25 protein-coding genes are annotated in these 22,605 nt (G+C 71.2%); 11 read left to right on the plus strand and 14 right to left on the minus strand.

The window, feature by feature from the left end; all coding sequences use genetic code 11:
- Positions 1-189: 189 nt before the first annotated feature.
- A complete protein-coding gene (locus tag PJ985_RS03405) occupies positions 190-1,104 on the plus strand; it encodes a SigB/SigF/SigG family RNA polymerase sigma factor (RefSeq protein WP_443033376.1) in 915 nt (304 codons plus the stop codon).
- Between the two features lie 441 nt (positions 1,105-1,545).
- Here PJ985_RS03405 and PJ985_RS03410 read toward each other — a convergent pair whose 3' ends face one another.
- From PJ985_RS03410 to rpmB, 10 genes are all read right to left on the minus strand, one after another.
- The gene (locus PJ985_RS03410; RefSeq protein WP_271681965.1) at positions 1,546-2,637 is read right to left on the minus strand and encodes an NAD-dependent epimerase/dehydratase family protein; all 1,092 of its coding nucleotides are present in this window, start codon (positions 2,635-2,637) and stop codon (positions 1,546-1,548) included.
- A 164-nt stretch (positions 2,638-2,801) separates the two neighbouring features.
- Complete coding sequence (locus tag PJ985_RS03415; RefSeq protein WP_271681966.1) at positions 2,802-3,224, minus strand: Hsp20/alpha crystallin family protein; 423 nt, start codon at positions 3,222-3,224, stop codon at positions 2,802-2,804.
- 109 nt (positions 3,225-3,333) lie between these two features.
- The gene (locus tag PJ985_RS03420) at positions 3,334-3,714 is read right to left on the minus strand and encodes a DUF2267 domain-containing protein (protein WP_333909824.1); all 381 of its coding nucleotides are present in this window, start codon (positions 3,712-3,714) and stop codon (positions 3,334-3,336) included.
- Between the two features lie 331 nt (positions 3,715-4,045).
- The gene (gene crcB / locus PJ985_RS03425) at positions 4,046-4,390 is read right to left on the minus strand and encodes a fluoride efflux transporter CrcB (protein ID WP_443033393.1); all 345 of its coding nucleotides are present in this window, start codon (positions 4,388-4,390) and stop codon (positions 4,046-4,048) included.
- A gap of 29 nt (positions 4,391-4,419) precedes the next feature.
- Entirely contained in the window at positions 4,420-4,917 is a 498-nt protein-coding gene (locus PJ985_RS03430) for a fluoride efflux transporter FluC (RefSeq protein ID WP_271681969.1), read from the minus strand.
- A 77-nt stretch (positions 4,918-4,994) separates the two neighbouring features.
- Positions 4,995-6,020: a rod shape-determining protein gene (locus PJ985_RS03435; protein WP_271681970.1), complete on the minus strand. Its 1,026-nt coding sequence runs from the start codon at positions 6,018-6,020 to the stop codon at positions 4,995-4,997.
- 103 nt (positions 6,021-6,123) lie between these two features.
- Complete coding sequence (locus PJ985_RS03440; protein WP_271681971.1) at positions 6,124-8,076, minus strand: ABC transporter ATP-binding protein; 1,953 nt, start codon at positions 8,074-8,076, stop codon at positions 6,124-6,126.
- A gap of 135 nt (positions 8,077-8,211) precedes the next feature.
- Complete coding sequence (locus PJ985_RS03445) at positions 8,212-9,174, minus strand: DUF3048 domain-containing protein (protein WP_271681972.1); 963 nt, start codon at positions 9,172-9,174, stop codon at positions 8,212-8,214.
- A gap of 120 nt (positions 9,175-9,294) precedes the next feature.
- Positions 9,295-9,600, minus strand: coding sequence for a 30S ribosomal protein S14 (gene rpsN / locus PJ985_RS03450; protein WP_271681973.1), 306 nt, complete (start codon positions 9,598-9,600; stop codon positions 9,295-9,297).
- The gene (rpmB, locus tag PJ985_RS03455; protein ID WP_271681974.1) at positions 9,600-9,836 is read right to left on the minus strand and encodes a 50S ribosomal protein L28; all 237 of its coding nucleotides are present in this window, start codon (positions 9,834-9,836) and stop codon (positions 9,600-9,602) included. Before rpmB ends, rpsN begins: the two co-directional genes overlap by 1 nt.
- Before the next feature lie 51 nt (positions 9,837-9,887).
- On the opposite strand from rpmB, the gene rpmG reads away from it, so the two are divergent.
- The 5 genes from rpmG (at position 9,888) to PJ985_RS03480 (ending at position 12,168) form a co-directional block, all read left to right on the plus strand.
- A complete protein-coding gene (gene rpmG / locus PJ985_RS03460; RefSeq protein ID WP_271681975.1) occupies positions 9,888-10,052 on the plus strand; it encodes a 50S ribosomal protein L33 in 165 nt (54 codons plus the stop codon).
- A 9-nt stretch (positions 10,053-10,061) separates the two neighbouring features.
- Positions 10,062-10,316, plus strand: coding sequence for a type B 50S ribosomal protein L31 (locus PJ985_RS03465; protein ID WP_271681976.1), 255 nt, complete (start codon positions 10,062-10,064; stop codon positions 10,314-10,316).
- On the plus strand, positions 10,316-11,458 hold the full coding sequence (locus tag PJ985_RS03470; RefSeq protein WP_271681977.1) for a CobW family GTP-binding protein: 1,143 nt from the start codon (positions 10,316-10,318) through the stop codon (positions 11,456-11,458). Before PJ985_RS03465 ends, PJ985_RS03470 begins: the two co-directional genes overlap by 1 nt.
- 64 nt (positions 11,459-11,522) lie before the next feature.
- A complete protein-coding gene (rpsR, locus tag PJ985_RS03475; RefSeq protein ID WP_271681978.1) occupies positions 11,523-11,759 on the plus strand; it encodes a 30S ribosomal protein S18 in 237 nt (78 codons plus the stop codon).
- A gap of 193 nt (positions 11,760-11,952) precedes the next feature.
- The gene (locus PJ985_RS03480; RefSeq protein ID WP_443033394.1) at positions 11,953-12,168 is read left to right on the plus strand and encodes a DUF397 domain-containing protein; all 216 of its coding nucleotides are present in this window, start codon (positions 11,953-11,955) and stop codon (positions 12,166-12,168) included.
- 145 nt (positions 12,169-12,313) lie between these two features.
- On the opposite strand, the gene PJ985_RS03485 is transcribed toward PJ985_RS03480, so the two are convergent.
- Positions 12,314-12,799: an ATP-binding protein gene (locus tag PJ985_RS03485; RefSeq protein ID WP_271681980.1), complete on the minus strand. Its 486-nt coding sequence runs from the start codon at positions 12,797-12,799 to the stop codon at positions 12,314-12,316.
- A 299-nt stretch (positions 12,800-13,098) separates the two neighbouring features.
- Between PJ985_RS03485 and PJ985_RS03490 the strand changes: the two genes are divergently transcribed.
- Together PJ985_RS03490 and PJ985_RS03495 are read left to right on the plus strand one after the other, a co-directional pair.
- On the plus strand, positions 13,099-13,965 hold the full coding sequence (locus tag PJ985_RS03490) for a helix-turn-helix domain-containing protein (RefSeq protein ID WP_271682084.1): 867 nt from the start codon (positions 13,099-13,101) through the stop codon (positions 13,963-13,965).
- A gap of 52 nt (positions 13,966-14,017) precedes the next feature.
- A complete protein-coding gene (locus PJ985_RS03495; protein WP_271682085.1) occupies positions 14,018-15,475 on the plus strand; it encodes an aldehyde dehydrogenase family protein in 1,458 nt (485 codons plus the stop codon).
- Between the two features lie 66 nt (positions 15,476-15,541).
- Here PJ985_RS03495 and PJ985_RS03500 read toward each other — a convergent pair whose 3' ends face one another.
- Together PJ985_RS03500 and PJ985_RS03505 are read right to left on the minus strand one after the other, a co-directional pair.
- Positions 15,542-16,153 (minus strand): PadR family transcriptional regulator, encoded by a 612-nt coding sequence (locus PJ985_RS03500; protein ID WP_271681981.1) that lies wholly within the window; start codon positions 16,151-16,153, stop codon positions 15,542-15,544.
- Between the two features lie 90 nt (positions 16,154-16,243).
- A complete protein-coding gene (locus PJ985_RS03505; protein ID WP_271681982.1) occupies positions 16,244-17,185 on the minus strand; it encodes a DUF368 domain-containing protein in 942 nt (313 codons plus the stop codon).
- A 137-nt stretch (positions 17,186-17,322) separates the two neighbouring features.
- On the opposite strand from PJ985_RS03505, the gene PJ985_RS03510 reads away from it, so the two are divergent.
- Entirely contained in the window at positions 17,323-19,086 is a 1,764-nt protein-coding gene (locus tag PJ985_RS03510; protein ID WP_271681983.1) for a threonine/serine ThrE exporter family protein, read from the plus strand.
- Positions 19,087-19,142: 56 nt separating this feature from the next.
- On the opposite strand, the gene PJ985_RS03515 is transcribed toward PJ985_RS03510, so the two are convergent.
- Entirely contained in the window at positions 19,143-19,640 is a 498-nt protein-coding gene (locus PJ985_RS03515; RefSeq protein WP_271681984.1) for an inorganic diphosphatase, read from the minus strand.
- Between the two features lie 87 nt (positions 19,641-19,727).
- Between PJ985_RS03515 and dacB the strand changes: the two genes are divergently transcribed.
- Complete coding sequence (gene dacB / locus PJ985_RS03520) at positions 19,728-21,209, plus strand: D-alanyl-D-alanine carboxypeptidase/D-alanyl-D-alanine endopeptidase (protein ID WP_271681985.1); 1,482 nt, start codon at positions 19,728-19,730, stop codon at positions 21,207-21,209.
- 79 nt (positions 21,210-21,288) lie between these two features.
- Positions 21,289-22,437 carry a zinc-dependent metalloprotease gene (locus tag PJ985_RS03525; protein WP_271681986.1) on the plus strand — a complete coding sequence of 383 codons (1,149 nt, stop codon included), beginning with the start codon at positions 21,289-21,291 and terminating at the stop codon, positions 22,435-22,437.
- The last annotated feature ends 168 nt before the right edge of the window (positions 22,438-22,605 follow it).

The following is a 22,605-nucleotide window of genomic DNA, read 5'->3' on the forward strand; positions in this document are numbered from 1 at the left end:
AGTAGCCGGAGTAGCATTTGGAAAACCCCGTTTGAGGCGTCTGACGAGGGGCATCCCAATCAGACTGTGGTTTGCGGGACCGCACCGAACCCCCGACCGGGGGCCCCTTGTCAGGGTGTGGTGGTGGCTTTCCCGCGACAGACACACAGAGCAATTGCACGAGTACGCTCAATGCTGTGGGAGAGTGCTATGAGCACAACTGTTCGTACACGGGCAAAGCGCGGTAAGCATCCGCACGATGACGCTCCGGACACGACGCAGGAATTCCGGCGGATAGCTGCGCTGCCGGACGGACCGGAGCGCGAGGAGCTTTGCCGACGGGTTGTCTGCGCGTGGATGCCGATGGCGGGCCGGCTGGCCCGGACCTTCCGAGACCGCGGTGAATCGCTGGAGGACCTGGAGCAGGTGGCCGCTCTGGGCCTGGTCAAGGCGGTCACCCGCTACGAGCCGGACCGGGGCAGCGCTTTCGAGAGTTACGCCGTCCCGACGATAGTCGGGGAGGTCAAGAGGCATTTCCGCGACCACCTCTGGGGGCTCCACGTCCCGCGGAGAACGCAGGAGTTGCGCAATCGTGTGCGAGCGGCGAGCAGGCAGCTCGATTACCGTCTGGACGACCGTTCGCCGGCCATCTCGGAGATCGCGAAGCACAGCGGACTCACCGAGGACGAGGTGAAAGTTGGAATGCAGGCGATGGAGAGTTATAGTCCGCTCTCCCTCAACGCCGAACTTCCGGGATCCGAGGACGGCTACTCCCTGATCGACACCCTCGGATCCTCCGAGCCGGGTTACGACCAGGTCGTGTACCGCGAAGCGGTCAAGCCTAAACTTCGTGAGCTGCCCGAGCGTGAACGCCGCATTTTGTACCTCCGGTTCTTCCGCGAAATGACGCAGAGCCGGATCGCTGAACAGCTCGGCATCTCGCAGATGCACGTCTCCCGGCTGCTCAGTCGCACGTGTGAGCGAATACGGGCCGAGGTGGACGCCGAACTCGAGGCCGAGACACATCCGACCGCGCACCGGCAGGCTGGAGGCGCTGATGCCACAGCCGGGGCTCGCGAACCAGCCAGGGACCGGGCTGTCGCAGGCAGCGGCTTCCCGGAGTGAGCGCGGCTGACGAAGTCCGGAGCGCCACCCGCGTGCTGCTCCCGAAGCTCACCGAAGGTGTCACCCTCCGACGACACTGTGACATGGCGGCGTCCGAGCCGCTCACGCTGGACCCCGCCGACGTGGCCGACCCCGCTGACCTGGCCCTGGTCCTGGCGTCGAGCAACGAGCCCTTCTCGCCCGCAACCTGGGAAAGGCGCGGCGCGGCGTCCCGGCTCCAGCCGCACGGCTCCCTCATCGCCTCCTCCGACGTGCGGCCCGAACGCCGCCGGTTCAACGAGGATGCATTTCGTGCTGCGGTTCACCGCCCGTCCGGGCTGAACCTTCCGCGGCACCACTCGCGGTCCCGGATCTGCGGCCCGGCGCTGACTCAGCGCCGGGCCGCCCGCCGTCCGCCCGCCGGGAGCGGCCGGGCTTCTGCCTCCGCACCCGCAGCACGGCTCAGTCGCGCCCGCCGACGCCCGTAGCCATCTCCTTCAGCCGGCCGCCGGGCAGCCGGGCCGTGAGCGTCGGAGTGTCCATCCCGGCACCCTCGCGGAGCCCGTGCAGGAACTCCGTCAGCGTCTCCTCCGCCGTGTACCGGGGGGACCAGCCCAGCTCGTCCATCGCCCGGGTGGTGTCCATGACGGGCATCCGCACCATGGCGTCGAAAAGCTGCGGGGAAGCGGGCAGGAGGCGGGCGTGCCAGGCTGCCGCCACCGCCCCGCGCACCAGGGGCCGGTACACCGGCACCGTGCGGGCGCCGAGGATCCGGGCCAGCATCTCCGCGTCGACCACCGGCCCCGCCGCCACGTTGAATGCTCCCCGCACATCCCGGACGACGGCCTGCCGGTAGGCATCGGCGGCATCGCTGGTGTGCAGCACCTGCAGGCGCAGGCCGGGCAGGTCGGGCACGAAGGGCAGGAGCGAGGAGCGCACCAGCCGGTGCGGAAGCAGCGGACCCATGAACAGCCGGCGCTGCTGCATCGCTGACTCCCGCTTGAAAATGAAGCCGGGCCGCATCCGCACCACCCGGGTGCGGGGGTGATCACGCGCGAAGATGTCGAGGACCCGCTCCAGGTAAGCCTTCTCGCGGGTGTACGCGGCCTGCGGCCAACCATGCGTCGGGTAGGACTCGGTGACCGGCCGGTCCTTGGGGCCGGGGGAGTACGCACCGACCGAGGAGGCGTGAATCAGGGCGGGCACCCCGGCCGCCGCCACCGCGTTCAGCACGCGGACGGTCCCCAGGACATTGGTGCGCCACGTCGTCAGGGGGTCGTGGGTCGGCTGCATCAGCCAGCCCAGGTGCACCACGGCGTCCGCCGCGCGGAAGTACCCCGTGAGGTCGGCCTCCGCGACGCTGCCGGTGCTCAGGTCGACGCGGGCCCACGCCGTCCGATCGAGTGGCCAGTCGGGCAGCCGGCGGGCCAGTCCCAGCACGGAGGCCACCCGGGAATCCTGGGAGAGGGTCTGCACCAGGCTGCTGCCCACGTTCCCGGTGGCACCGACGACCACCACCCGCAGCCCGCGGGACGCCGCGTCCGGTTCGCTCATCGCGTCTTCCTCTCCGCTCGGTTGACCGCCGCCCGGCCCCGGCGCGCAGCATGCGGGCGGTGCCGCGCGAGTTACCCGGGGCGCAGGTGCCGAAACCGCGCCTCGGCCCCGGACCGCCGGGGTCCGGGGCCGAGGCGCGCGGCAGAAGCCGGAAGGTGCCCGGCTCAGGCGCTGATCTCCTGGCGGGAGTCCTTGCCGGTCACCGAGATCTTGCGAGGCTTGGCCTGTTCGGCCACCGGGATGAGCAGGGTGAGCACGCCCGCGTCGTAGGTGGCCTCGATGCGTTCGGTGTCGAGGGTGTCCCCGAGGAAGAGCTGCCGGCTGAACACCCCGGAGGGGCGCTCGTCGGCCACCATCTCGTCCTCCTCGGTGATGGTCCGCTTGCGCTCCGCACGAACCGTCAGCACATTGCGCTCGACGTCCAGGTCGATGCTGTCGGGGGAGACTCCCGGCAGGTCGAACTCCACGAGGAAGTTGTCGCCGCGGCGGCGGGCGTCCATCGGCATCACTGCCGGACGGGCGGGCGTGCCCATCAGGTTCTGGGTGAGACGGTCGAGTTCACGGAAGGGGTCGGTGCGCATGAGCATCACAGCTCGTCTCCTCTCGTTGGACAGGTTCAGGTGATCGTCCGGCTGTGCGGATTGCGGATTGCGGATTGCGGATTTGCGGATTTGCGGATTGCGGTGGGCGGCCGGGTCACCGGGAGGCCAGCAGCTCCGCCCGGCCGAAGAGCAGGGCGTAGCCCGGCGGCAGCTGGCCGAGGATCCGGCCGAGGAGCTCCGGCCCGGCCAGCTCCGCGACCGTACTCAGCACGGAGCTGACGTCCCAGCGCGCGGTGTCCGGGCTCGCGCCCTCCAGCCGGAGCGCGACACTGCCGACGAACTCGGCGGCCCCCAGTGGCTGGGTGGCCGGCACCTGGACGGTCAGTATCCGGGCTGCTTCCTGCGGCAGGCGGGCCGCGAGCTCCAAGCGCTCCGGTGCGGCCAGGTGGCCGCCGAGGGCAGAGAGGACGACCCGGGTGACCCGTTCGGCCTCACGCGCGGTCGTGTACTCGCCGTTCTCGCGTACCTGTGTCACACATTCGCTCCACCGCATCAGCAGCTCCTCATTCGTCGGGCCTCACGCGTCACCCCAGGGCCGGTGCTGCGCCACAGGGACCGGTACCGGTTCCCGAGGGCACCTCGTCCGGTGGGTGCCGAGTCCCCGTCGGCAGCTGAACCATGCCCGATCGGCGTATTTTGTCCACCCGCTTCCACGGGAACCTCCGGAAACGCCTGAGCACCCACGCCCCTCCTTCCTCCTGGGCCGCCCCACCCTGGTGCGATGCCCTCGCATATGTATATAACGCAGATCAGGGAAGTTGACAAGCTTCGACTCAAGAAGCCTGATGTCCCTTCTCCCGTCGCGGTCAGGGCCAGAGGGTTTGGGACAGGGCGAGCCCCAGATACATCGCAGCCATGGCCGAGGCCACACTGAGCAGGACATTGACCAGGGCGAGAAGCCGGGCCCCGGTCTCGAACAGACGCAGCGTCTCGTAGGAGAACGTCGAGTAGGTCGTGAGGGCCCCGCAGAAGCCGGTACCGATCAGGAGCTGCGTCGAGGAGGAGGCGGCCCCGGCCACCACCGCGCCCGTCAGAACCCCCAGCACCAGGCACCCCGTGACGTTGACGGCGAAAGTGCCCCAGGGGAGGAGGGAACCGTGCCTGCGCTGCACGGCCCGGTCGGTCAGGTAGCGCAACGGGGCGCCGGCCATCGCGCCGATGATCACCAGCAGCCAGTTCGTCAAGGGGTCGAACCCGTTCTTCCGCCGGTCATCCGGCGGGCCGCCGTCGCACCGAGCCACACGGCCGCCAGCGCGGCCACCAGCGTCAGACCCAGGTAGGCGAGGGCCGGCCGGGCCTGACCGCCGCCCACGAGACGCTCGATGTCCTCGGCGAACAGGGAGAAGGTGGTGAATCCGCCGAGAACGCCGGTACCGAGGAAGGGCCGCACCAGCGGATGCGCGGTCCGCGCCTCGGTGATCAGCACCATCAGCACCCCGAGCAGCGCGCACCCCAGTGCGTTGACCGCCAGCATGGTCCAGGGAAAGCCGTCGGTACCGGTCGGCCACACCAGCGTCGCACCGTACCGTGCTGCGGCCCCCAGACCGCCGCCGAGTGAGACCGCGGCGACGACCGGGACCTCGGACCCGCCGGGAAGCCGCCTGCCCTGCCGCGCCGCGCGCGCAGGCGAGCCGGCCGCGCGCGGTTCGCCGGCCGTCGGCCGGGCGGGGCCTTCCATGGGCGGGCTGCTCCTACTCGGTCGGCGGCACCTCGTCCCGAGGGTAGCGCCGGGCGCACACCGGCCGTCCCGGCCGCTCAGCCCACGGACGTCTGCGGCGTCACCCGCAGCGGGTGCACCCGGCCCTCCAGCAGGGCGCCCAGCCCGAGCACGGCGCACAGCGCGGGCTCCTCCGCCACCGTCACCGGCATCCCGGTGTGCTCCGCGACGGCCCGGTCGAGGCCGGGAAGCCTTGCGGCGCCGCCGGTCATCACCACGCCGCGGTCGACGAGGTCCGCCACCAGGTCCGGAGGGCTCGCGTGCAGCACCGAACGGATGGCGTCGAGCAGTGAGGTCACCGGGGTCCGGACGGCCGCCCGGAGGCTCTCGTTGTCGATGCGGACGGTCCGGGACCTGCCGGTGACCACGTCCCGGCCCTGCACCTCGGTGCTCCCCGCCCGGGCCCCGGTCAGGGCGAGATGCAGCGGCCGCACGGCATGGCTGAGCAGCAGCAGCTCATGCTGGTTGCGCAGGTGCTGGACGAGGGCCCGGTCGACGGTGTCCCCGCCCGTCGGCACCTTCTCGGCGGCCACCACCGCGCCGAGCGCGAGCACCGCGACCTCGGTGGTCGCCGCGCCGCACTGCATGATCATGGTCGCCTCGGGCTGTTCCACGGACAGCCCGGCACCGAGGGCCGCGGTGATCAGGCCGTCCACCAGCTCGACCCGCCGGGCTCCGAGCCCGAGCATGGTCTCGTAGGCGGCTCGCCGGGCGAGCGGATCGGCGTTGTGCGGCACGCACACCGCCGCTCGCAGCACCCTGCGCCGCCAGGAGCGGCCCAGCCGGGTGCCGACCATGGAGCGCAGCATGCGCTGGGCCATCTCGATGTCGACGACCGTCCCCCCGTTGACCGGGCGGATGACCCGGATGGCCGCGGGAGTGCGTCCGTCCATCCGCTCGGCGGGGGTTCCCACCGCGATGAGCCCTCGCGTGCGGGTGTTGACGGCGACGACCGAGGGCTCGTCGACGATGAGTCCGGACTGCTTCAGATAGACGCGGGTCCGCGCTGCCCCGAGGTCGACGGCAACGCCGCAGCGGCGCAGGTTTTCCAGGCTGAGGGTCATACTGATCACCCTGTGGGCCGGGGGGAGGCCCCGCTCGTCCACGTACTCCGCTCGGTCGAACGGTGTCCTCCGCTGGGGGTGCCCCGGAGGACACCGGCCGGTGTCAGGCGAGGGCGGACGCCCCGTCGGCGGTCTCGCCCGCGGCCCGGTCCGGAGCGCCGCCCCCGGTGGTGCCCTCCGGGAGGGTGCCGTTCCCGGGCTCCGCGAACTGGGTCCGGTACAGCTCCTGGTACCGCCCGCCGGTGGCCAGCAGCTCCTCATGGGTGCCGCGTTCCACGATGCGGCCGGCTTCCAGCACCAGGATCTGGTCCGCCGTCCGGACCGTGGACAGCCGGTGGGCGATCACCACCGAGGTGCGGCCGGCCAGGGCCTCGCCCAGGGCTTCCTGGACCGCGGCCTCGGAGGTCGAGTCCAGATGGGCGGTCGCCTCGTCGAGGATCACGACCCGGGGCCGCGCGAGCAGCAGCCGGGCGATGGTGAGCCGCTGGCGTTCGCCGCCGGACAGGCGGTAGCCGCGTTCGCCGACGACGGTGTCCAGCCGGTCGGGAAGCGAGACGACCAGCTCCTCCAGCCGGGCCCGGCGCAGCGAGTCCCAGATCTCGTCCTCTGTCGCCTCGGGCCTGGCCAGCAGCAGGTTGGCGCGGATCGAGTCGTGGAAGAGGTGTCCGTCCTGGGTGACCATGCCGAGGGTCTGCCGGAGCGAGGCGGCGGTCAGGTCCTTCACGTCCACGCCGCCGATGCGTACCGCACCCGTGTCGGTGTCGTACAGGCGGGGGGTCAGCTGGGCGATGGTGGACTTGCCGGCCCCCGAGGAGCCGACGAGTGCCACCAGCTGTCCGGGCTCGGCGCGGAACGACACGTCGTGCAGGACCTGTTCACCGCCACGGGTGTCCAGGGTGGCGACCTCTTCCAGGGAAGCCAGCGAGACCTTCTCGGCCGCCGGGTAGGCGAAGCCCACCCCGTCGAACTCCACGGACACCGGGCCCGCGGGAACCGGGCGGGCGGCGGGCTTCTCGGCGATCAGCGGGGTGAGGTCCAGCACCTCGAACACCCGCTGGAAGCTGACCAGGGCGCTCATGATTTCCACCCGGGCGCTCGCCAGGGAGGTGAGCGGGGCGTACAGCCGGGTGAGCAGCATCGCCAGCGAGACGACCGCGCCGGAATCCAGTGAGCCGCGGAGCGCGTAGAAGCCGCCGAGGCCGTAGACCAGCGCCAGGGCGAGGGCGGAGACCAGGGTCAGCGCGGTGATGAAGACCATCTGCAGCATGGCGGTGCGGACGCCGATGTCCCGTACCCGGCGGGCCCGCTCGGCGAACTCGCCGGACTCCTCCTCGGGGCGCCCGTACAGCTTCACCAGGGTCGCTCCGGGGGCGGAGAAGCGTTCGGTCATCTGGGTGCTCATCACCGCGTTGTGGTTCGCCGCCTCCCGGGACAGCTGGGCGAGCCGGGCGCCCATCCGGCGGGCCGGGAGGACGAAGACGGGCAGCAGGAGCAGCGCCAGGAGGGTGATCTGCCAGGAGATGCTGAGCATCACGCCGAGGGCGAGCAGCAACATGACGACGTTGCTGAGCACCCCCGACAGGGTGTTGCTGAACGCGCGCTGGGCGCCGATGACATCGCTGTTGAGCCGGCTGACCAGAGCGCCGGTGCGGGTGCGGGTGAAGAACGCCACCGGCATCTGCTGCACGTGGTCGAAGACGGCCCTGCGCAGGTCGAAGATCAGTCCTTCGCCGATCCGGGCGGAGAGCCAGCGGGCGAGCAGTCCGATGCCGGCCTCGGCCAGCGCGATGCCGGCGATGAGCACGGCCAGGGTGACGACGACGGACACCGCGGCGTCGTCCACGATGGCGTTGATCACCCGTCCGGCGAGCACCGGGGTGGCCACCGCGAGAAGTGCGGTGGCGACGCTGAGCACCAGGAAGAGCAGGAGCTCCCGGCGGTGCGGGCGGGCGAACTCCGCGATCCGCCGGATCGTCGCGCGGGAGAACGGCCGTTGGTCGTCCTTGGCGTAGCGCTGGTTGTACAGCGCGTTCCAGGCGGTGATCTCCATGCTCATGAGGCACTCCAGGGCTGTGACGCGAAGACGCGGGTGCGGCGGGTGACTGCCTCGTAACCCTAGAACTTCAAGTGAAGGTGAAGTCAACGCGCGGCGCCCGGGGGAACGCCCGGGGGGAACGCACGGTGGCCGTGGTCACTCCGCGGGAGCGAGGACGACCCATACCGGACCCTCGGAGAACGGCAGCCGTTCTCCGTCCGGGTCGGTGAACTCCGTGCCGCCGCCGGCGTCGGGACGCTCCCAGGTGGCCTGGAACGCCTGGCCGTCCCGCAGTACCTGGGCTGTGCCCGAGCCCACGGTCTCGGAGTAGGGAGTGACGTTGCCCCAGCGGTCCTGCAGTTCGGAGGGCCGGATGAGCACGTGCTGGACGACGACGGTGGCGGCCGTCAGCCGGTCGCCCTGCTCGGTCAGCGCCGCGGTGCCGTCCATGCCGATCAGCCAGCGGTCCTCCTGGCCGGACCAGGTGAAGGAGAAATCGGCGTTGGGGAAACCGACGGAGTACTCCGGAGTCGGCTCTCCGCCTTCGGGGGCGTCACCGAAGCGGAATCCGATGTCCTGCGGGGGATCCGCGTCGGGTGCGGCGGCCAGTACCGCGGTGGGGTCCAGATAGAGGTTGTGCGGTGCCGCGCGCTGGGGCCGGCGTTCGAACGCGCCGGGGGCGTTCTCGGGCGCCACCGGGTACAGCGGGGCCGCCGCGATGTCCGGCAGCAGGGCCGACTGGGCACCGGAGTAGCCGAGAGCGGGGCTGCCGAACTGCTCCAGCAGTTCCAGGTCGGCCTCCCGGGCGCTGCGGACCGGGCCGATGTGCTCCGGAAGGGAGCCGGAGTACACGGCGAGCAGCCTGCTCAGGCCCGATTCCACCTGTTCGACGTACACCAGGTCCGCCTGGTCCAGCCCGGTCTGCGGGCGGGCGGCGCGCACATTGTCGATCTTGACGGCGAGTACCGGTCCGGAGGCGGGGGCCCCGCCGGTGAACGGATGCTGCCCGTCGGGTGCTCCGTTGTCCTCGACCTGGCAGCCCACCGACAGTGTGAGCAACGCTGCCCCCAGCACGGCGAGGGCCCGCACTCTCCGTCCCCGGTGTCCGGACACCGTCATCACCTCTGCCTCTCGCAGGTCTTCCCAGTGGACCACGCGCACCGGACGGCGGCCAGAGGGCTGTGCGGCCCTCTCCGGACCGGGAAGCCTCCGGCCGCCGTCCGGGCGGCGGTACGCCGGTCACCAGCTCGACTTGCGCACCCCCGGGAGATATCCGGCGTGCGCCTGCTGCCGCAGGTTCACCCGGGAGAGGCCGAAGGCCCGGAAGTGGCCCCGGGGCCGGCCGTCCACGCTGTCCCGGTTACGGACCCGGGTGCCGCTGGCGTCACGGGGCTGGCGCCGCAGTTCGCGCTCGGCGGCCTGCCGGTCCTCGGGGGAGGACTGCGGGCTGCGGATGACGGCCTTCAGCTCGGCCCGGCGCTCGGCGTACCGGGCGACGACGACCTTGCGCTGCTCGTTCTTGGCAATCTTGCTCTTCTTGGCCATCAGACCTTTCCTCCCCTGTCGCGGATGCGGGCCACGGCCCGCTCGATGCCGATCGTGTCGATGGTCCGGATGCCCTTGGTGCTGAGGGTGAGCCGCACGTGGCGGCCTTCGCTGGGCAGCCAGTACCGCTTGCGCTGGACGTTGGGGTTGAACCGGCGCTTGGTGCGGCGGTGGGAGTGCGAGATGGCGTTGCCGAAACCGGGCTTGCGGCCGGTCAGCTGGCAGTGGGCGGACACGGGTGCGTACCTCCTTAATGAAAACGATTCTCGTTTCTGTATAGTAGCGCCATGGCCCGCAACGACATCCGCCCGGTGATCAAACTCAAGTCCACGGCCGGTACCGGCTACACCTACGTCACCCGCAAGAACCGCCGGAACAACCCGGACCGGCTTCAGCTCAAGAAGTTCGACCCGGTCGCCGGCCGGCACGTCATGTTCCGCGAAGAGCGCTAGGAGACACCCATGAAGCCAGGCATCCATCCCGCCTACCGGCCCGTCGTCTTCCGCGACCGGGCCGCCGACTACGCGTTCCTGACCCGGTCGACCGCCACCAGCGAACGGACCGTGGACTGGGAGGACGGCAACACCTATCCCGTGATCGATGTCGAGGTCTCCTCGGCGAGCCACCCCTTCTACACCGGCAACCAGCGCGTCCTGGACACCGCGGGCAGGGTCGAGCGGTTCGAACGGCGCTACGGGAAGCGCGAGGGGCGCTGATGCTGCCCGTTGTCATCATCGCCGGGCTGCACTCCGACGCCCGCCGGGCCGCTGTGGACCGGCTGCTGGCCGCAGTTCCCGGCAGCCTCGCCCTCCACCACGACCTGTCCGAGGTCGCCGACGGTGCCGTGACCCGGGTGGTACGGGACAGCACCGGCGTCACCGGCAGCGGTGCCGCGCCCCTCGTCAACGACTGCGCCTGCTGCGCGCTGCGGGAGGACCTGGTCCCCGAGCTGGAAAGGCTGGCCGGCAGCGGGCTGTGCAGCCTTGCGGTCGTCGAGCTGTGGGACTCCGTGGAGCCCCGGTCGATGGCCGAGGTGATCAGCAGGCACGCGGACGAGCGGGTGCGGGTGGCCGGGGTGGTCACGGCCGTCGACCCCGCCCTCGTGCTGGCGTATCTCGGCAGCGGGGACGACCTTGCCGAGGCCGGTCTGGCGACCGCCGCGACGGATCAGCGCACGGTCGGGGACACCTGGGCCCGCCAGCTGGAGTACGCCCCGGTGCTGGTGCTGGCCGAGGGGGAGGAAGCCGCCGACCCGGCGGACCACGCGCTGCTCGGCCAGCTGCATCCGACCGCCCGCCGGATCAGCCTCGACGATCCGGACTTCCCGCGCCTGGCCGCCGCGGGCTTCGACCCCGAGGCTGCCGCGTCCCGGCAGCACCCGGCCTGTGCCCTGCTTCCGCAGGAAGCCGACGAGCACGGCGTCGCCACCCTCGTCTGGCAGCACCGGCGGCCGTTCCACCCCGGCCGGCTCTACACCGCGCTGGAGGACCTGGCGTGTGCCGCGGCGCGCAGCCGCGGCCGGTTCTGGCTCGCCGACCGGCCGGACACCCTGCTCTCCTGGGACGCGGCCGGCGGAGCCCTGTGCGTGGACAACGCCGGTCCCTGGCTGGCGGCCCTGCCGGACGCGGCCTGGGAGATGGTGCCCCCGGTCCGCCGGGCCGCCGCCGCCCTGGACTGGCACCCCGAGCACGGGGACCGCGGGCAGCACCTGGTCTTCGTCTCGCCGGGGCTGGATGCCGAAGGGCTGCGGGCGCTGCTCGACTCCTGCGTGCTCACCGATGACGAGTACGCGGGAGGTCCGGGTTCCTGGCGGTCGTTGTCGGGGGCCTTCGACGAGCTGCTCGACCCCGTTTCCTGACCACTGTCCCCGGACCCGCAGCCCGGCCCGGTTTTCCGATCACGCCCCGAGGAGGCGCTTCGTCATGGCACGACACCCGAAGGAACGCAAGCCCGTCAAGCATCGCCCCAACCCGCTGGACGCGGCGGGTATCACGTATATCGACTACAAGGACACCGCGCTGTTGCGGAAATTCATCTCCGACCGGGGGAAGATCCGCAGCCGCCGGGTCACCCGGGTCACCGTGCAGCAGCAGAAGGATGTGGCCAGGGCGATCAAGAACGCCCGTGAAATGGCGCTGCTGCCGTATGCGACGCGCTGAAGGGCGGGCCTCCTACCCGGGGTGACGGGGCTGCGACCCGGCGTCGTGCACGTGCAGATGCGCGTGCATATGCATTTGAAGGCGTTATGATCGCGGGAGATTGAGCCGCGCAACTGTGCGGCTCGGTCAGTGACCCCCACGCAATGCCTCATGCACGATCCGGGAGACGCCTGTGAAGAAGGCACATAACGGCATGGCCGCTTACGAGCTGCGCGGCGCAGTGTGGATCAAGAGCAGCCACAGCAACTCCCAGGGCGAGTGCGCCGAGCTTGCAAGGCTGCCGAGCGGCGAGGTGGCGATGCGCAACTCCCGTTTCCCCAACGGTCCTGCGCTCGTCTACACGCCCGGTGAGGTACGGGCGCTGCTGCTCGGCGCCAAGGAAGGTGAGTTCGACCACCTCATCGCCTGAGGATTCCACGACCGGCGGCGCGCCCGCACCTGCCCGCCCGCCTCGCGCACGGCGTGGCTCACACACGGGGCCGCGCGCCCGCCAGACTTCTTCGGGCAGGGGTGCCCGCCCCCGGGGGGAGCCGCCGGCCCGTGCCGGAGGCGGCTCAGGCGATCCGGAAGGCGGCCCAGACCACCTTGCCGGGCCGGCCGTCCGTCAGCGGACGCCAGCCCCAGCCATCGCTGAAACACTCCACGAGATGGAGCCCGCGGCCGCACTCCGCCGCCGAGTCCGCACGACGAATCCTCGGGACGGAGTTCTCCCCGTCCTGCACCGCGCACACGAGTCGTCGTGCGCTGCGCATCAGTTCCATCTCCACCGGGGGGAGGCCGCAGCCGTCTGCCGCATGCGCCGGGCCGGCCGCGTGCCGCAGCGCGTTGGTGACCAGTTCGGACACCACGAGCGCCACCGCGTCGAACTGCTCCGGAAGCAGCCAGTCCCGCAGCGTGCTGCGGGTGAAGTCACGGGCGCGACGCACGGATTCGGGGCGGCCCGGAAGCCGGATGACCGCGGAACCTGCCAGCGAGCGCGGATCGATGAGCGGAAACTGTTGCCCTAACTGGTCGAGCACGGGCGTTCCCTTGAATCCCATGGCGCGGCACTCCTGGCGTTCGCGTGTGACAGAACCCGGGGAGGGGCGGCCCCCGGGGCCCTGTCGTCGCCAGGCAGCTCACGACAGGGTTGGGCAGAACGCGCCACGTGAGCAGCGCGTCCGCTCATCGTTCCCAAGGCGCACGCTGAATGCAAGGGCAGATGCACGTGCATCTGCAAAAATCGATCGTGTGTAACCGGCTGGGCACACAACGGAGCCCGGAGATGGCAGACTGCGCTCTGCCCAAAGTGGAGGTTGACCGCATGAGTGAACAGCCGATGTCGGAGCGTGCCCGGTCCGTGAGCGCTGCCGACGCCAGTGGCTCCATGGTGAGACGCATCCTGCTCGGCTCCCAGCTGCGCCGTCTGCGGGAATCCCGCGGGGTCACCCGCGAAGCGGCGGGATACTCCATCCGCGCTTCCGAGTCCAAGATCAGCCGGATGGAGCTGGGGCGCGTGAGCTTCAAGCAGCGGGATGTCGCCGACCTGCTCACGCTGTACGGCGTCACCGACGAGGCCGACCGCGAACCGCTGCTGAGCCTCGCCCGGAGTTCGAGCCTGGCCGGCTGGTGGCACACCTACAACGACGTCCTGCCGGGATGGTTCCAGACCTTCGTCGGCCTGGAAGCCGCCGCCTCCGAAATCTGCTCCTACCAGCTGCAGTTCATTCACGGTCTGCTGCAGACCGAGCGCTACGCGCGGGCCGTCGTCACCTCCGGGCACCGCACGGACCTCTCGGCCGACGAGGCGGAGCGACGTGTGGCCCTGCGGATGGAGCGGCAGAAGCTGCTCGTCTCGGACCGGGCGCCGTCCTTCCACTGTGTACTCGACGAGGCCGCCCTCCACCGGCCCTACGGAGGACGCAAGGTGATGGACGAACAGCTCAGGGCGCTGGCGGACCTCTCCGAACAGGCCCACATCACTCTTCAGGTGGTCCCCTTCGCGCACGGCGGACACGCGGCGGAGAGCGGCGCGTTCACACTCCTGCGCTTCGCCGAGCAGGAGCTTCCCGCCGTCGTCTACGTCGAGCAGCTGACCAGCGCGCTCTACCTGGACAAGCGCGAAGAAGTAGCCGAATACCAGCAAGTAATGGACCACATCGTCGGCGCCGCTCTGTCACCGTCCGAAACTCGCGAGCTTCTCCACAGGATTCGTCAACTTCGGTAATTGCGCCGTAGCATGACCGGCCATCAGGGAAATCCACATGATGGGGACGGGCATGCTTTCCTTCGCGGACCTGGCGCAGCAGTACATCGATGGTGAATGGCGTTCCGGCAGCGGCTCCTGGGACATCATCGACTTCAACCCGTACAACGGTGACAAGCTGGCAGCCGTCACCGTCGCCACGGTCGATGAGGTCGACCAGGCCTACCGTGCGGCGGAACGGGCCCAGCCGGCCTGGGCGGAGACCAATCCGTACGCCCGGCGGCAGGTCATCGAGCGGATGATCAAGCTGGTCGAGGAGCATGAGGCGGAGATCGCCGACCTGATCATGGCCGAGCTCGGTGGTACCAGGCTGAAGGCCGGGTTCGAGCTGATGCTGGTCAAGGAGATGCTCCGGGAGGCCATGAACTGGGCGCTGTCCCCGGTCGGGCAGATCCTGCCCTCCATGACCGACGGCAAGGAGAACCGCGTATACCGGCTGCCGGTGGGCACGGTCTGCGTGATATCCCCCTTCAACTTCCCGCTCTTCCTCTCCATCAAGTCGGTCGCCCCCGCGCTGGCCCTCGGCAACGCGGTGGTGCTCAAGCCGCACCAGAACTCCCCGGTGACCGGCGGCTCATTGATCGCCCGGCTCTTCGAGCTCGCGGGTCTGCCGAAGGGTCTGCTCAACGTCGTCGTCACCGACATCGCGGAGATCGGTGACGCCCTGATCGACCACCCGGTTCCGCAGCTCATCTCCTTCACCGGCTCGGACAAGGTCGGCCGGCACGTGGCCACCGTCGCCGCCGCCAACTTCAAGCGCTGCGTGCTGGAGCTGGGCGGCAACAGCGCCCTCATCGTCCTGGACGACGCCGACGTGGACTACGCGGTGGACGCGGCCGTCTTCAGCCGCTACGTCCACCAGGGGCAGGTCTGCATGGCGGCCAACCGGGTGCTGGTCGACCGCAGGCTGGAAAAGGAGTTCACCGAGAAGTTCGTCGCCAAGGTGAAGACTCTGAAGGTCGGTGACCCCACGGACCCCGGGACCCACATCGGCCCGCTGATCAACTCCAACCAGGCCGAGGCGGTCACCACCCTCATCGATGAGGCGGTGCGGGGCGGTGCCACCGCGCTCCTGCGCGGCGAGACCCAGGGCAACATCGTGCCGCCCACCGTGCTCACCGGGATCCCCGAGGGCTCCGCCGTCCTCGGCCAGGAGATCTTCGGCCCGGTGGCGCTGATCATCCCCTTCGAGGGGGAGGACGAGGCCGTCCGCCTCGCCAACGACACCCCCTACGGTCTCAGTGGGGCCGTGCACACCGCGGACACCGACCGCGGCGTCCGGGTGGCGAAGCGGATCAGGACCGGGATGATCCACATCAACGACTCCACGATCGCCGACGAGCCGATCGTCTCCTTCGGCGGCGAGAAGTCGTCCGGCGTGGGCCGGCTGAACGGCGAGGCCACCGTGGAGGCGTTCACCACCACCAAGACCATCAGCGTCCAGCACGGCCGCAGCCCTTTCCCGTTCTGAGCCGAGCGCGCCGGGCCGCCGCTTGGGGCGGCCCGGCTGTCCGGAGCCCGGCGCAAGGGCCGGCCGTCAGGCGTACGGGTTCGCCACCCCCTCGGGCAGGACGTCGACACTGCGCTCGCCCTCCCCGGCCATCACGTACGCACCGTCCTCCAGCCGTCCGATCAGTCCCCGGGTCCACTCGGCGCCGCTCTCCGCGTTGTGCACCCACAGCCGCATGATCTCCCCGATGTGCCCCGGCTCCGCCGGGTCCGTCTGCGGGGTCCAGTCCCGGTCGACCTCCTCGCGCCACTCCTCCAGCCTCGCCACCCGTTCCCGCAGCAGGGCAATCGCCTCCTGCCGGGGCAGGTCGACGATCAGCCCGACCCCCGCCGTCAGCAGATCGGGCTTCTGGTCGTGCCGGCGCAGCGCGTCGCGCAGCAGGTCCAGATAGACCTCCTCACCGGCCCGCGTGACCTCGTACTCCGTGCGCGGAGGTCCGCCCGCGCTGCTGGGCGAGACCTCGTGAGCCAGCAGCAGTCCCTGCTTGGCGAGCTGCTTCAGCGCGTGGTAGATGGAGCCGGGCTTGGCACTGGACCACTCGTGTGCCCCCCAGAACTCCAAGTCGTTGCGCACCTGGTAGCCGTGCGTACGCCCGTGCTGGCGTACCGCTCCCAGGACCAGCAGCCGCACGACCGACATGGCGTCACTCCGTCTCTCGCGCGGGAAATCGGCGCTCAGCGTACCGGGAGCGCTGTTGACGCCGGGTCGGTGACGATCCCGTGGCGCCGGTCAGCCGACGCGGGCGTGCCGGCCGCGACGGACCGGGTGGGCCTTCCGGTGGGCTGCCACCAGCACCGTGGCGACCACGGCGAAGCCGAGCAGGAACAGCAGGAGCGTCAGCGGGATGCCGCCGTCCGGGGCGTGCAGCGTGCGGTCGTGCGGGTCGTCGCCCTGCCAGGGCCACAGGGCGCGCAGCGAACCGGCCATCACGCCGGTCAGCACCACCAGCGTCAGATGGTGGTGGTTCTCCAGCAGCCAGCGCAGCAGCTTCACGAACATTGCCAGACCGGCCAGGCAGCCGAAGGCGAACAGGGCGATGTAGCCCAGGTCGCGGTTGTTGACGGCATCCACGGTCGGTTCGTACATGCCCATGGCGAGCAGCAGGAACGAGCCCGACAGGCCGGGCAGCACCAGGGCGCAGATCGCCACCGCCCCCGAGCCCAGCACGACCAGCGGGTTGTCCGCGTTGCCGCCCAGGGACATCGAGGTGAGCGCGAAGGCGGCCACCGCCACGGCCACCGCCAGCACGTAGTGCTTGGGCAGCCACCGCCGGCCCGAGTTGGTGTAGGGGATCCACAGGGAGGCCAGCACCAGGCCGAAGAAGACCGCGTACGCGTACTGCGTGTGGTTGGTCACCAGCGGCGCGAGCAGCTTGGCGCTCAGCAGCAGGCCGATGACCATCCCGGCGCCGAGCGGCAGCAGGAGCCCCCAGCCGGCCAGCATCGCCTCCTCCCGCGCCCGGCGGCCACCGCGGCCCGTGGACACGTCGGTGACCGCGATGCGCAGCGCGCTGGTGAGATGGCCGGCGCCCCCGATCAGCCGCTCGTACACCCCGACGATCAGTGCGACCGTGCCGCCGCTGATCCCGGGAAGTGCTTCAGCCGCCCCGATGAGGGAACCCCGCAGAGCGTTGAGCACGCGGCTGCCGCGGGTCTCGGCCGACATCGCCATGGTCTCCACTCCTGCGGTACGGGGTGCCCTTCGGGCGGTACGCCGGGGTTCATCCTATGCTTCGCAAGGATGCCCCCCGAGCGGGGCCGACCCGTTGGCGGTGCAGGGGATACGGAGGCGAAGGAGCGAGTGCAGAAGTGGCTGGGGACAGCGAGCGGAACGGTGACCAGCCGGGGCGTCAGCCGGAGGACGAGCCGGGGGCGCCGAAGCCCTCGGACTCCGCACGCGGGGGGTTCGACGAGGCGCAGAGCGCGTTCACTTCTCCCCAGTTGATGCCGGTCATACGGCCGCCGGAGGAGGAGCATCCGACCTCCGAGTTCGCGGTTCCGGAAGGGCTGCGGGTGCAGCCGCCGGAGGAGGAGCAGCCGGGGTCCGGCTTCGAGGTGCCCGAGGGCGTGGCCCGGAGCCGTCCCGAGGAGCCGCACAGCAAGTTCCGTTACGGGCCGCAGGAAAGCGCCGCCGGCTTCACCCCGGCCGAGGGCATTCCGGCCCTGCGGCAGACCATGAGCGCGCCCTGGCAGGACCGGATGCGTTCGATGGTGCGGCTGCCGCTGGCCGAGCGGCCCGCACCGGAGCGGGTGCCACGCGGCGAGGACGACGAGCCGGGCCCGCCGGTGCCGCGCGTCCTCGACCTGACGCTGCGCATCGGCGAGCTGCTGCTGGCCAGTGGTGAGGGCGCCGAGGACGTGGAGGCGGCGATGTTCGCCATCGCGCACGCCTACGGCCTCGCCCGCTGCGAGGCCAACGTCACCTTCACCCTCATCTCCATCGCCCACCAGCCCTCCCTCGTCGAGGACCCGGTCTCGCTCGGCCGCACGGTCCGCCGCCGGGGCACCGACTACACGCGGCTCGCCGCGGTCTTCCGGCTCGTCGACGACATCACCTCGGGCGGCGTTTCCCTGGAGGAGGCATACGGGCGGCTGGCCGCGATACGGCGCAACCGGCACCCGTACAAGAAGTGGCAGGTTTCGCTGGCCGCCGGGCTGCTCGCCGGTGCGGCGAGCGTCCTGGTCGGCGGCAGCTGGCTGGTCTTCATCCTGGCCGCGCTCGGGGCGATCCTCGGCGACCGGCTGGCCTGGATACTGTCCAGCCGGGGGCTCCCGGAGTTCTACCAGTTCGTGGCCGCCGCGATGGCCCCCGCCGCGTTCGGGGTGGTGCTGGCCGCGGTGCAGCCCGAGCGGGAGGGCCTGATCCGGGCTGCCTCGGTCATCACCGGCGGGCTGTTCGCCCTGATCCCCGGGCGGGCCCTGGTCGCCAGCGTGCAGGACGGGCTGACCGGCTATTACCTCACCGCCTCCGCCCGCCTGCTGGAGGTCATGTTCCTCATCGCGGGCATCGTGGTGGGCGTGCTGGCGATCCTTTACATCGGGGAGACGTCCGGCGTCACCCTCAACCCGGAGACGGTGGAGCGGCAGACCCGGCCGGTGACGCAGCTGCTGGCGGCGATGACGCTCTCGCTGTCGTTCTGCGTCCTGCTCCAGCAGGAGAAGGCGACGGTGCTCGCAGCCACCCTCAACGGCGGCGTCGCCTGGCTGATATTCGGAGCGATGCACGACACCGCGAACCTCTCGCCGTTCGCCGCGACCGCCGTGGGCGCCGGAATGGTCGGCCTGTTCGGGCAGTTGCAGGCCCGGTACCGGTTCACCTCGGCGCTGCCGTACGTCACCGCGTCGATCGGCCCGCTGCTGCCGGGCAGCGCCGTCTACTTCGGTCTGCTCGGCTTCGCGCAGGGCAACGTCGCCACCGGCGGTGAGTACCTGCTGCGGGCGGCGACCCTGGCGCTGGCCATCGCGATCGGCGTCAACCTCGGCAGCGAGATCGCCCGGCTGTTCATCAGATCCCCCGGCCGGCTCACCTCGCCGACGGGCCGGCGCGGGGCGAAACGCACCCGCGGATTCTGACTCCGGTGGGGCGCTCCGCGGGGGTGCGGCTGGGTGCCGCGCCCCCGCGTCCTGGCTCAGCGGTGCTCGCCGCCGGAGTCCGCCAGCCGCTTGAACGAGGCTTCGATCTCGGCCTCGGCCTCGGTGCGGCCCACCCAGTTCGCACCCTCGACGGACTTGCCGGGCTCCAGGTCCTTGTACACCTCGAAGAAGTGCTGGATCTCCAGCCGGTCGAACTCGCTGACGTGGTGGATGTCCCGCAGGTGCTCCACCCGCGGGTCCGCGGCCGGGACGCACAGCAGCTTGTCGTCGCCGCCCGCCTCGTCGGTCATCCGGAACATGCCGATGGTGCGGCACCGGATCAGGCAGCCGGGGAAGGTCGGCTCGTCGAGCAGCACCAGCGCGTCCAGCGGGTCGCCATCCTCGCCGAGGGTGTTGTCCACGAATCCGTAGTCGGCCGGATACACGGTCGAGGTGAACAGATGCCGGTCGAGCCGGATCTTCCCCGTCTCGTGGTCCACCTCGTACTTGTTCCGTGAACCCTTCGGGATCTCGATGGTGACGTCGAACTCCACGGGTGGCTCCTTAAGCGTCTGAACAGGGAAACAGGTGATTAAGTGTCCCTCACGCAGGTACACACGAGCGAAAGGGGCTGGTCCAGGGTGCGTGCTGCGGCGGAGGCGGTCCGGCGGCACCGGGATCTGTGGCGGCTGACGGCTTGCGCCGCCGCCGCCGGTCTCGCGGTCACCGCGGGAGCCGTCGCCGTGGCCGGACCCTGGGACTCGGGACAGCGTACGGCTGAGCGGGCCCTGGCAGGCGAGGTGAGCCCAGAGCGTGACGAGGCGCACATCGAGCCGCTCCCGGACGATCTGCCCGCCGCCCCGTCCGCCGGGCCCGTGCTCCCCGCGGCCGGCTCCTCCGCCGCGGACGGTGCGGCGGCCGCGGCGGACCGCGAGGGGGGCGCGGAAGGCCCGAACAGCGCAGACGGCCCGTCCGGTCAGCGGGCCTTCGCCGAGGTACTGGACCCGCTGCTGCGGGACCCCGCTCTCGCGGGAGGCATCTCGGCCTCCGTCGTGGACCTCACCACCGGCCGGCAGCTGTACGGGGCCGCCCCGGACACCGTCAGGCCGCCCGCCTCCAGCGTCAAACTCGTCACCGGGGCCGCCGCCCTGCAGGCCCTCGGCCCGGACCACCGGCTCGCCACCCGCGTCGTGTGGGACGGCGCGCACGACCGGGTGGTCCTGGTCGGGGGCGGGGACACCACGCTGACCGCCGGCGATCTGCGGAAGCTCGCCGAGGAGACCGCCGACGCGCTGGCGGACCGCGGTATCGCCACGGTCGGCGTCGGTTATGACGCGGACCGCTACAGCGGCCCGGCCCTGCACCCCATCGGTGTCAACAGCAACATCGCTCCGCTGACCTCGCTGATGGTCAACGCCGGCCGCCTGGACGACAGCACCCACGGCCCGGCACCCCGGGCCGCGGACCCCGCCGCCCGGGCCGCCGCCGACTTCGTCGGCCACCTCGGGGACGCCGGTATCGAGGTGAAGGGCGCCTCGGCCGCCCCGCGCGACGCCCCGCCCGGCGCCGAGCGGCTGGCCGGGCACCGCTCCGCGCCCGTCTCGGCACTGGTCGAGCGGTTCCTCACCACGAGTGACAACGACCTTGCCGAGAGCCTCGCCCGGCACACCGCCGTCGCCACCGGCCATGCCCCCGACTTCGCCGGGATCGAAGCCGCCGCGGCCGAGCAGCTCGCGGATCTCGGGCTGGCGGTGGACGACGTGCGGATCGTGGACGGCAGCGGCCTCGACCGGGGGGCGCGGGTCACTGCCGCGCTGCTGACCGGGCTGCTCGCCACCGCGGCCGACCCCGGCCGGCCCGAGCTGCGGCCGGTCCTGACCGGCCTGCCGGTCGCGGGGTTCAGCGGGACGCTCAGCGGCCGGTACGCGGAGGGCGGCGCGGGCGTGGTCCGCGCCAAGACCGGCACGCTGACGGGTGTCAACACACTCTCCGGCACGCTCGTCGACGCCGAGGGGCGGCTGCTCGGCTTCTCCTTCATGGCCAACGGAACGCAGGCCCCCCGGGCGGCCGAGGCCGCCCTCGACCGCGCCGTCACGGCCCTGACGGTGTGCGGCTGCCGGTGACCTCCCGGTCCCGCGCCCCGGTCCGCCGCACCCCGTCACCACTATCCGTAGCCGTGGCGGGCACCGTACGGTTGAGGACATGACGCGTCTCGGTGGTACGGATCTGGTCGACTGGAATCTGGCGGTTTCCACCGCCACCCGCCTGGCCCGCCCCGGCCCCGAAGCGAGCCGGGAGGAGGCCAGAGCGGTGGTGGCGGAGCTGCGGCGGCATGCCGCCGCCTCCCAGGAACACGTGCGCTCCTTCACCGGCATGGACACCGGCGGGGCGGACACCCCCGTGCTGATCGTCGACCGTCCCGGTTGGGTGAAGGCCAACGCGGCCGGCTTCCGGGAGCTGCTCCACCCCCTCATCGGCAAGATGCGCGAACGCCGGGAGGCGGCGCCCGGCGGACCGGCCCTCGCCGCCGTCGGCAGCAAGGTCACCGGTGTCGAGGTGGGGATGCTGCTGGCCTTCCTGTCGTCCCGCGTCCTGGGCCAGTACGAGGCCTTCGCGCCGCCCTCCCCGCAGCTGCCCGCTGCCGCGGACGGCAGCCGGCCCGGCGGCCGGCTGCTGCTCGTCGCGCCGAACATCGTCCACGTCGAGCGGGAACTGGACGTGCAGCCGCACGACTTCCGGCTCTGGGTCTGCCTGCACGAGGAGACCCACCGCACCCAGTTCACCGCCGTCCCGTGGCTGCGTGACCACTTGGAGAGCGAGATCCAGGCGTTCCTGCTGGAGGCCGACGTGGATCCCGCGACGCTGGTCGAGCGCCTGCGGAAGGCCGCCCAGTCGCTGGCGGGACGTTCGGAGGCCGAGGAGCCGCAGGACCGCGCGGCAGGCGGCGACGGCTCCGGAGGCAGCCTCGTCGAGCTGGTGCAGACCCCGCGCCAGCGGGAGATTCTGGCCCGGCTCACCGCGGTGATGTCCTTGCTGGAGGGGCACGCGGAGTTCGTCATGGACGGGGTCGGGCCGCAGGTGGTCCCCACGGTGGCGGAGATCCGGGAGAAGTTCACCCGGCGCCGTCAGCAGGGGGCGGGCACCCTGGACCGGGCGCTGCGCAAGCTTCTCGGCATGGACGCGAAGCTCCGGCAGTACAAGGAGGGCGAGCGGTTCGTCCGGGCCGTGGTCGCCGAGGCCGGCATGGCGGGTCTGAACAAAGTGTGGACCTCCCCGAACACACTGCCGACCAAGGACGAAATCGCCAAACCTGAGGACTGGGTCGCCCGGGTGCGTGCCGGCTCGGCATAGGAGCGAAGGCTGGAGCGCGGAACGGCCGCCCGGCCCCCGAATGCCACCACAATCACTCGTACGAGGGACCGTCGGCCCGTACCCGGCGTGCGATGCTCAGGAAGCCCCGCTTTTCTGTCACCATCGACACACGCTGAGTAATGCCCCCCGATGCTCCCGAGGAAGTGA

Source organism: Streptomyces sp. ACA25 (assembly GCF_028200735.1).
Classification (GTDB): Bacteria; Actinomycetota; Actinomycetes; order Streptomycetales; family Streptomycetaceae; genus Streptomyces.

Excerpts from the sequence above, each read along its gene's own strand:
- PJ985_RS03415 (WP_271681966.1), bottom strand. The coding sequence starts at position 3,224 with ATGCTCATGCGCACCGACCCCTTCCGTGAACTCGACCGTCTCACCCAG.
- PJ985_RS03405 (WP_443033376.1), top strand. The coding sequence starts at position 190 with ATGAGCACAACTGTTCGTACACGGGCAAAGCGCGGTAAGCATCCGCAC.
- rpsR (WP_271681978.1), top strand. The coding sequence starts at position 11,523 with ATGGCACGACACCCGAAGGAACGCAAGCCCGTCAAGCATCGCCCCAAC.
- PJ985_RS03470 (WP_271681977.1), top strand. The coding sequence starts at position 10,316 with ATGCTGCCCGTTGTCATCATCGCCGGGCTGCACTCCGACGCCCGCCGG.
- PJ985_RS03495 (WP_271682085.1), top strand. The coding sequence starts at position 14,018 with ATGCTTTCCTTCGCGGACCTGGCGCAGCAGTACATCGATGGTGAATGG.
- PJ985_RS03480 (WP_443033394.1), top strand. The coding sequence starts at position 11,953 with ATGGCCGCTTACGAGCTGCGCGGCGCAGTGTGGATCAAGAGCAGCCAC.
- PJ985_RS03445 (WP_271681972.1), bottom strand. The coding sequence starts at position 9,174 with ATGACGGTGTCCGGACACCGGGGACGGAGAGTGCGGGCCCTCGCCGTG.
- PJ985_RS03435 (WP_271681970.1), bottom strand. The coding sequence starts at position 6,020 with ATGACCCTCAGCCTGGAAAACCTGCGCCGCTGCGGCGTTGCCGTCGAC.
- PJ985_RS03440 (WP_271681971.1), bottom strand. The coding sequence starts at position 8,076 with ATGAGCATGGAGATCACCGCCTGGAACGCGCTGTACAACCAGCGCTAC.
- crcB (WP_443033393.1), bottom strand. The coding sequence starts at position 4,390 with ATGGCCGGCGCCCCGTTGCGCTACCTGACCGACCGGGCCGTGCAGCGC.
- rpmG (WP_271681975.1), top strand. The coding sequence starts at position 9,888 with ATGGCCCGCAACGACATCCGCCCGGTGATCAAACTCAAGTCCACGGCC.
- PJ985_RS03430 (WP_271681969.1), bottom strand. The coding sequence starts at position 4,917 with ATGGAAGGCCCCGCCCGGCCGACGGCCGGCGAACCGCGCGCGGCCGGC.
- PJ985_RS03500 (WP_271681981.1), bottom strand. The coding sequence starts at position 16,153 with ATGTCGGTCGTGCGGCTGCTGGTCCTGGGAGCGGTACGCCAGCACGGG.
- PJ985_RS03465 (WP_271681976.1), top strand. The coding sequence starts at position 10,062 with ATGAAGCCAGGCATCCATCCCGCCTACCGGCCCGTCGTCTTCCGCGAC.
- PJ985_RS03410 (WP_271681965.1), bottom strand. The coding sequence starts at position 2,637 with ATGAGCGAACCGGACGCGGCGTCCCGCGGGCTGCGGGTGGTGGTCGTC.
- PJ985_RS03505 (WP_271681982.1), bottom strand. The coding sequence starts at position 17,185 with ATGGCGATGTCGGCCGAGACCCGCGGCAGCCGCGTGCTCAACGCTCTG.
- rpsN (WP_271681973.1), bottom strand. The coding sequence starts at position 9,600 with ATGGCCAAGAAGAGCAAGATTGCCAAGAACGAGCAGCGCAAGGTCGTC.
- PJ985_RS03525 (WP_271681986.1), top strand. The coding sequence starts at position 21,289 with ATGACGCGTCTCGGTGGTACGGATCTGGTCGACTGGAATCTGGCGGTT.
- PJ985_RS03485 (WP_271681980.1), bottom strand. The coding sequence starts at position 12,799 with ATGGGATTCAAGGGAACGCCCGTGCTCGACCAGTTAGGGCAACAGTTT.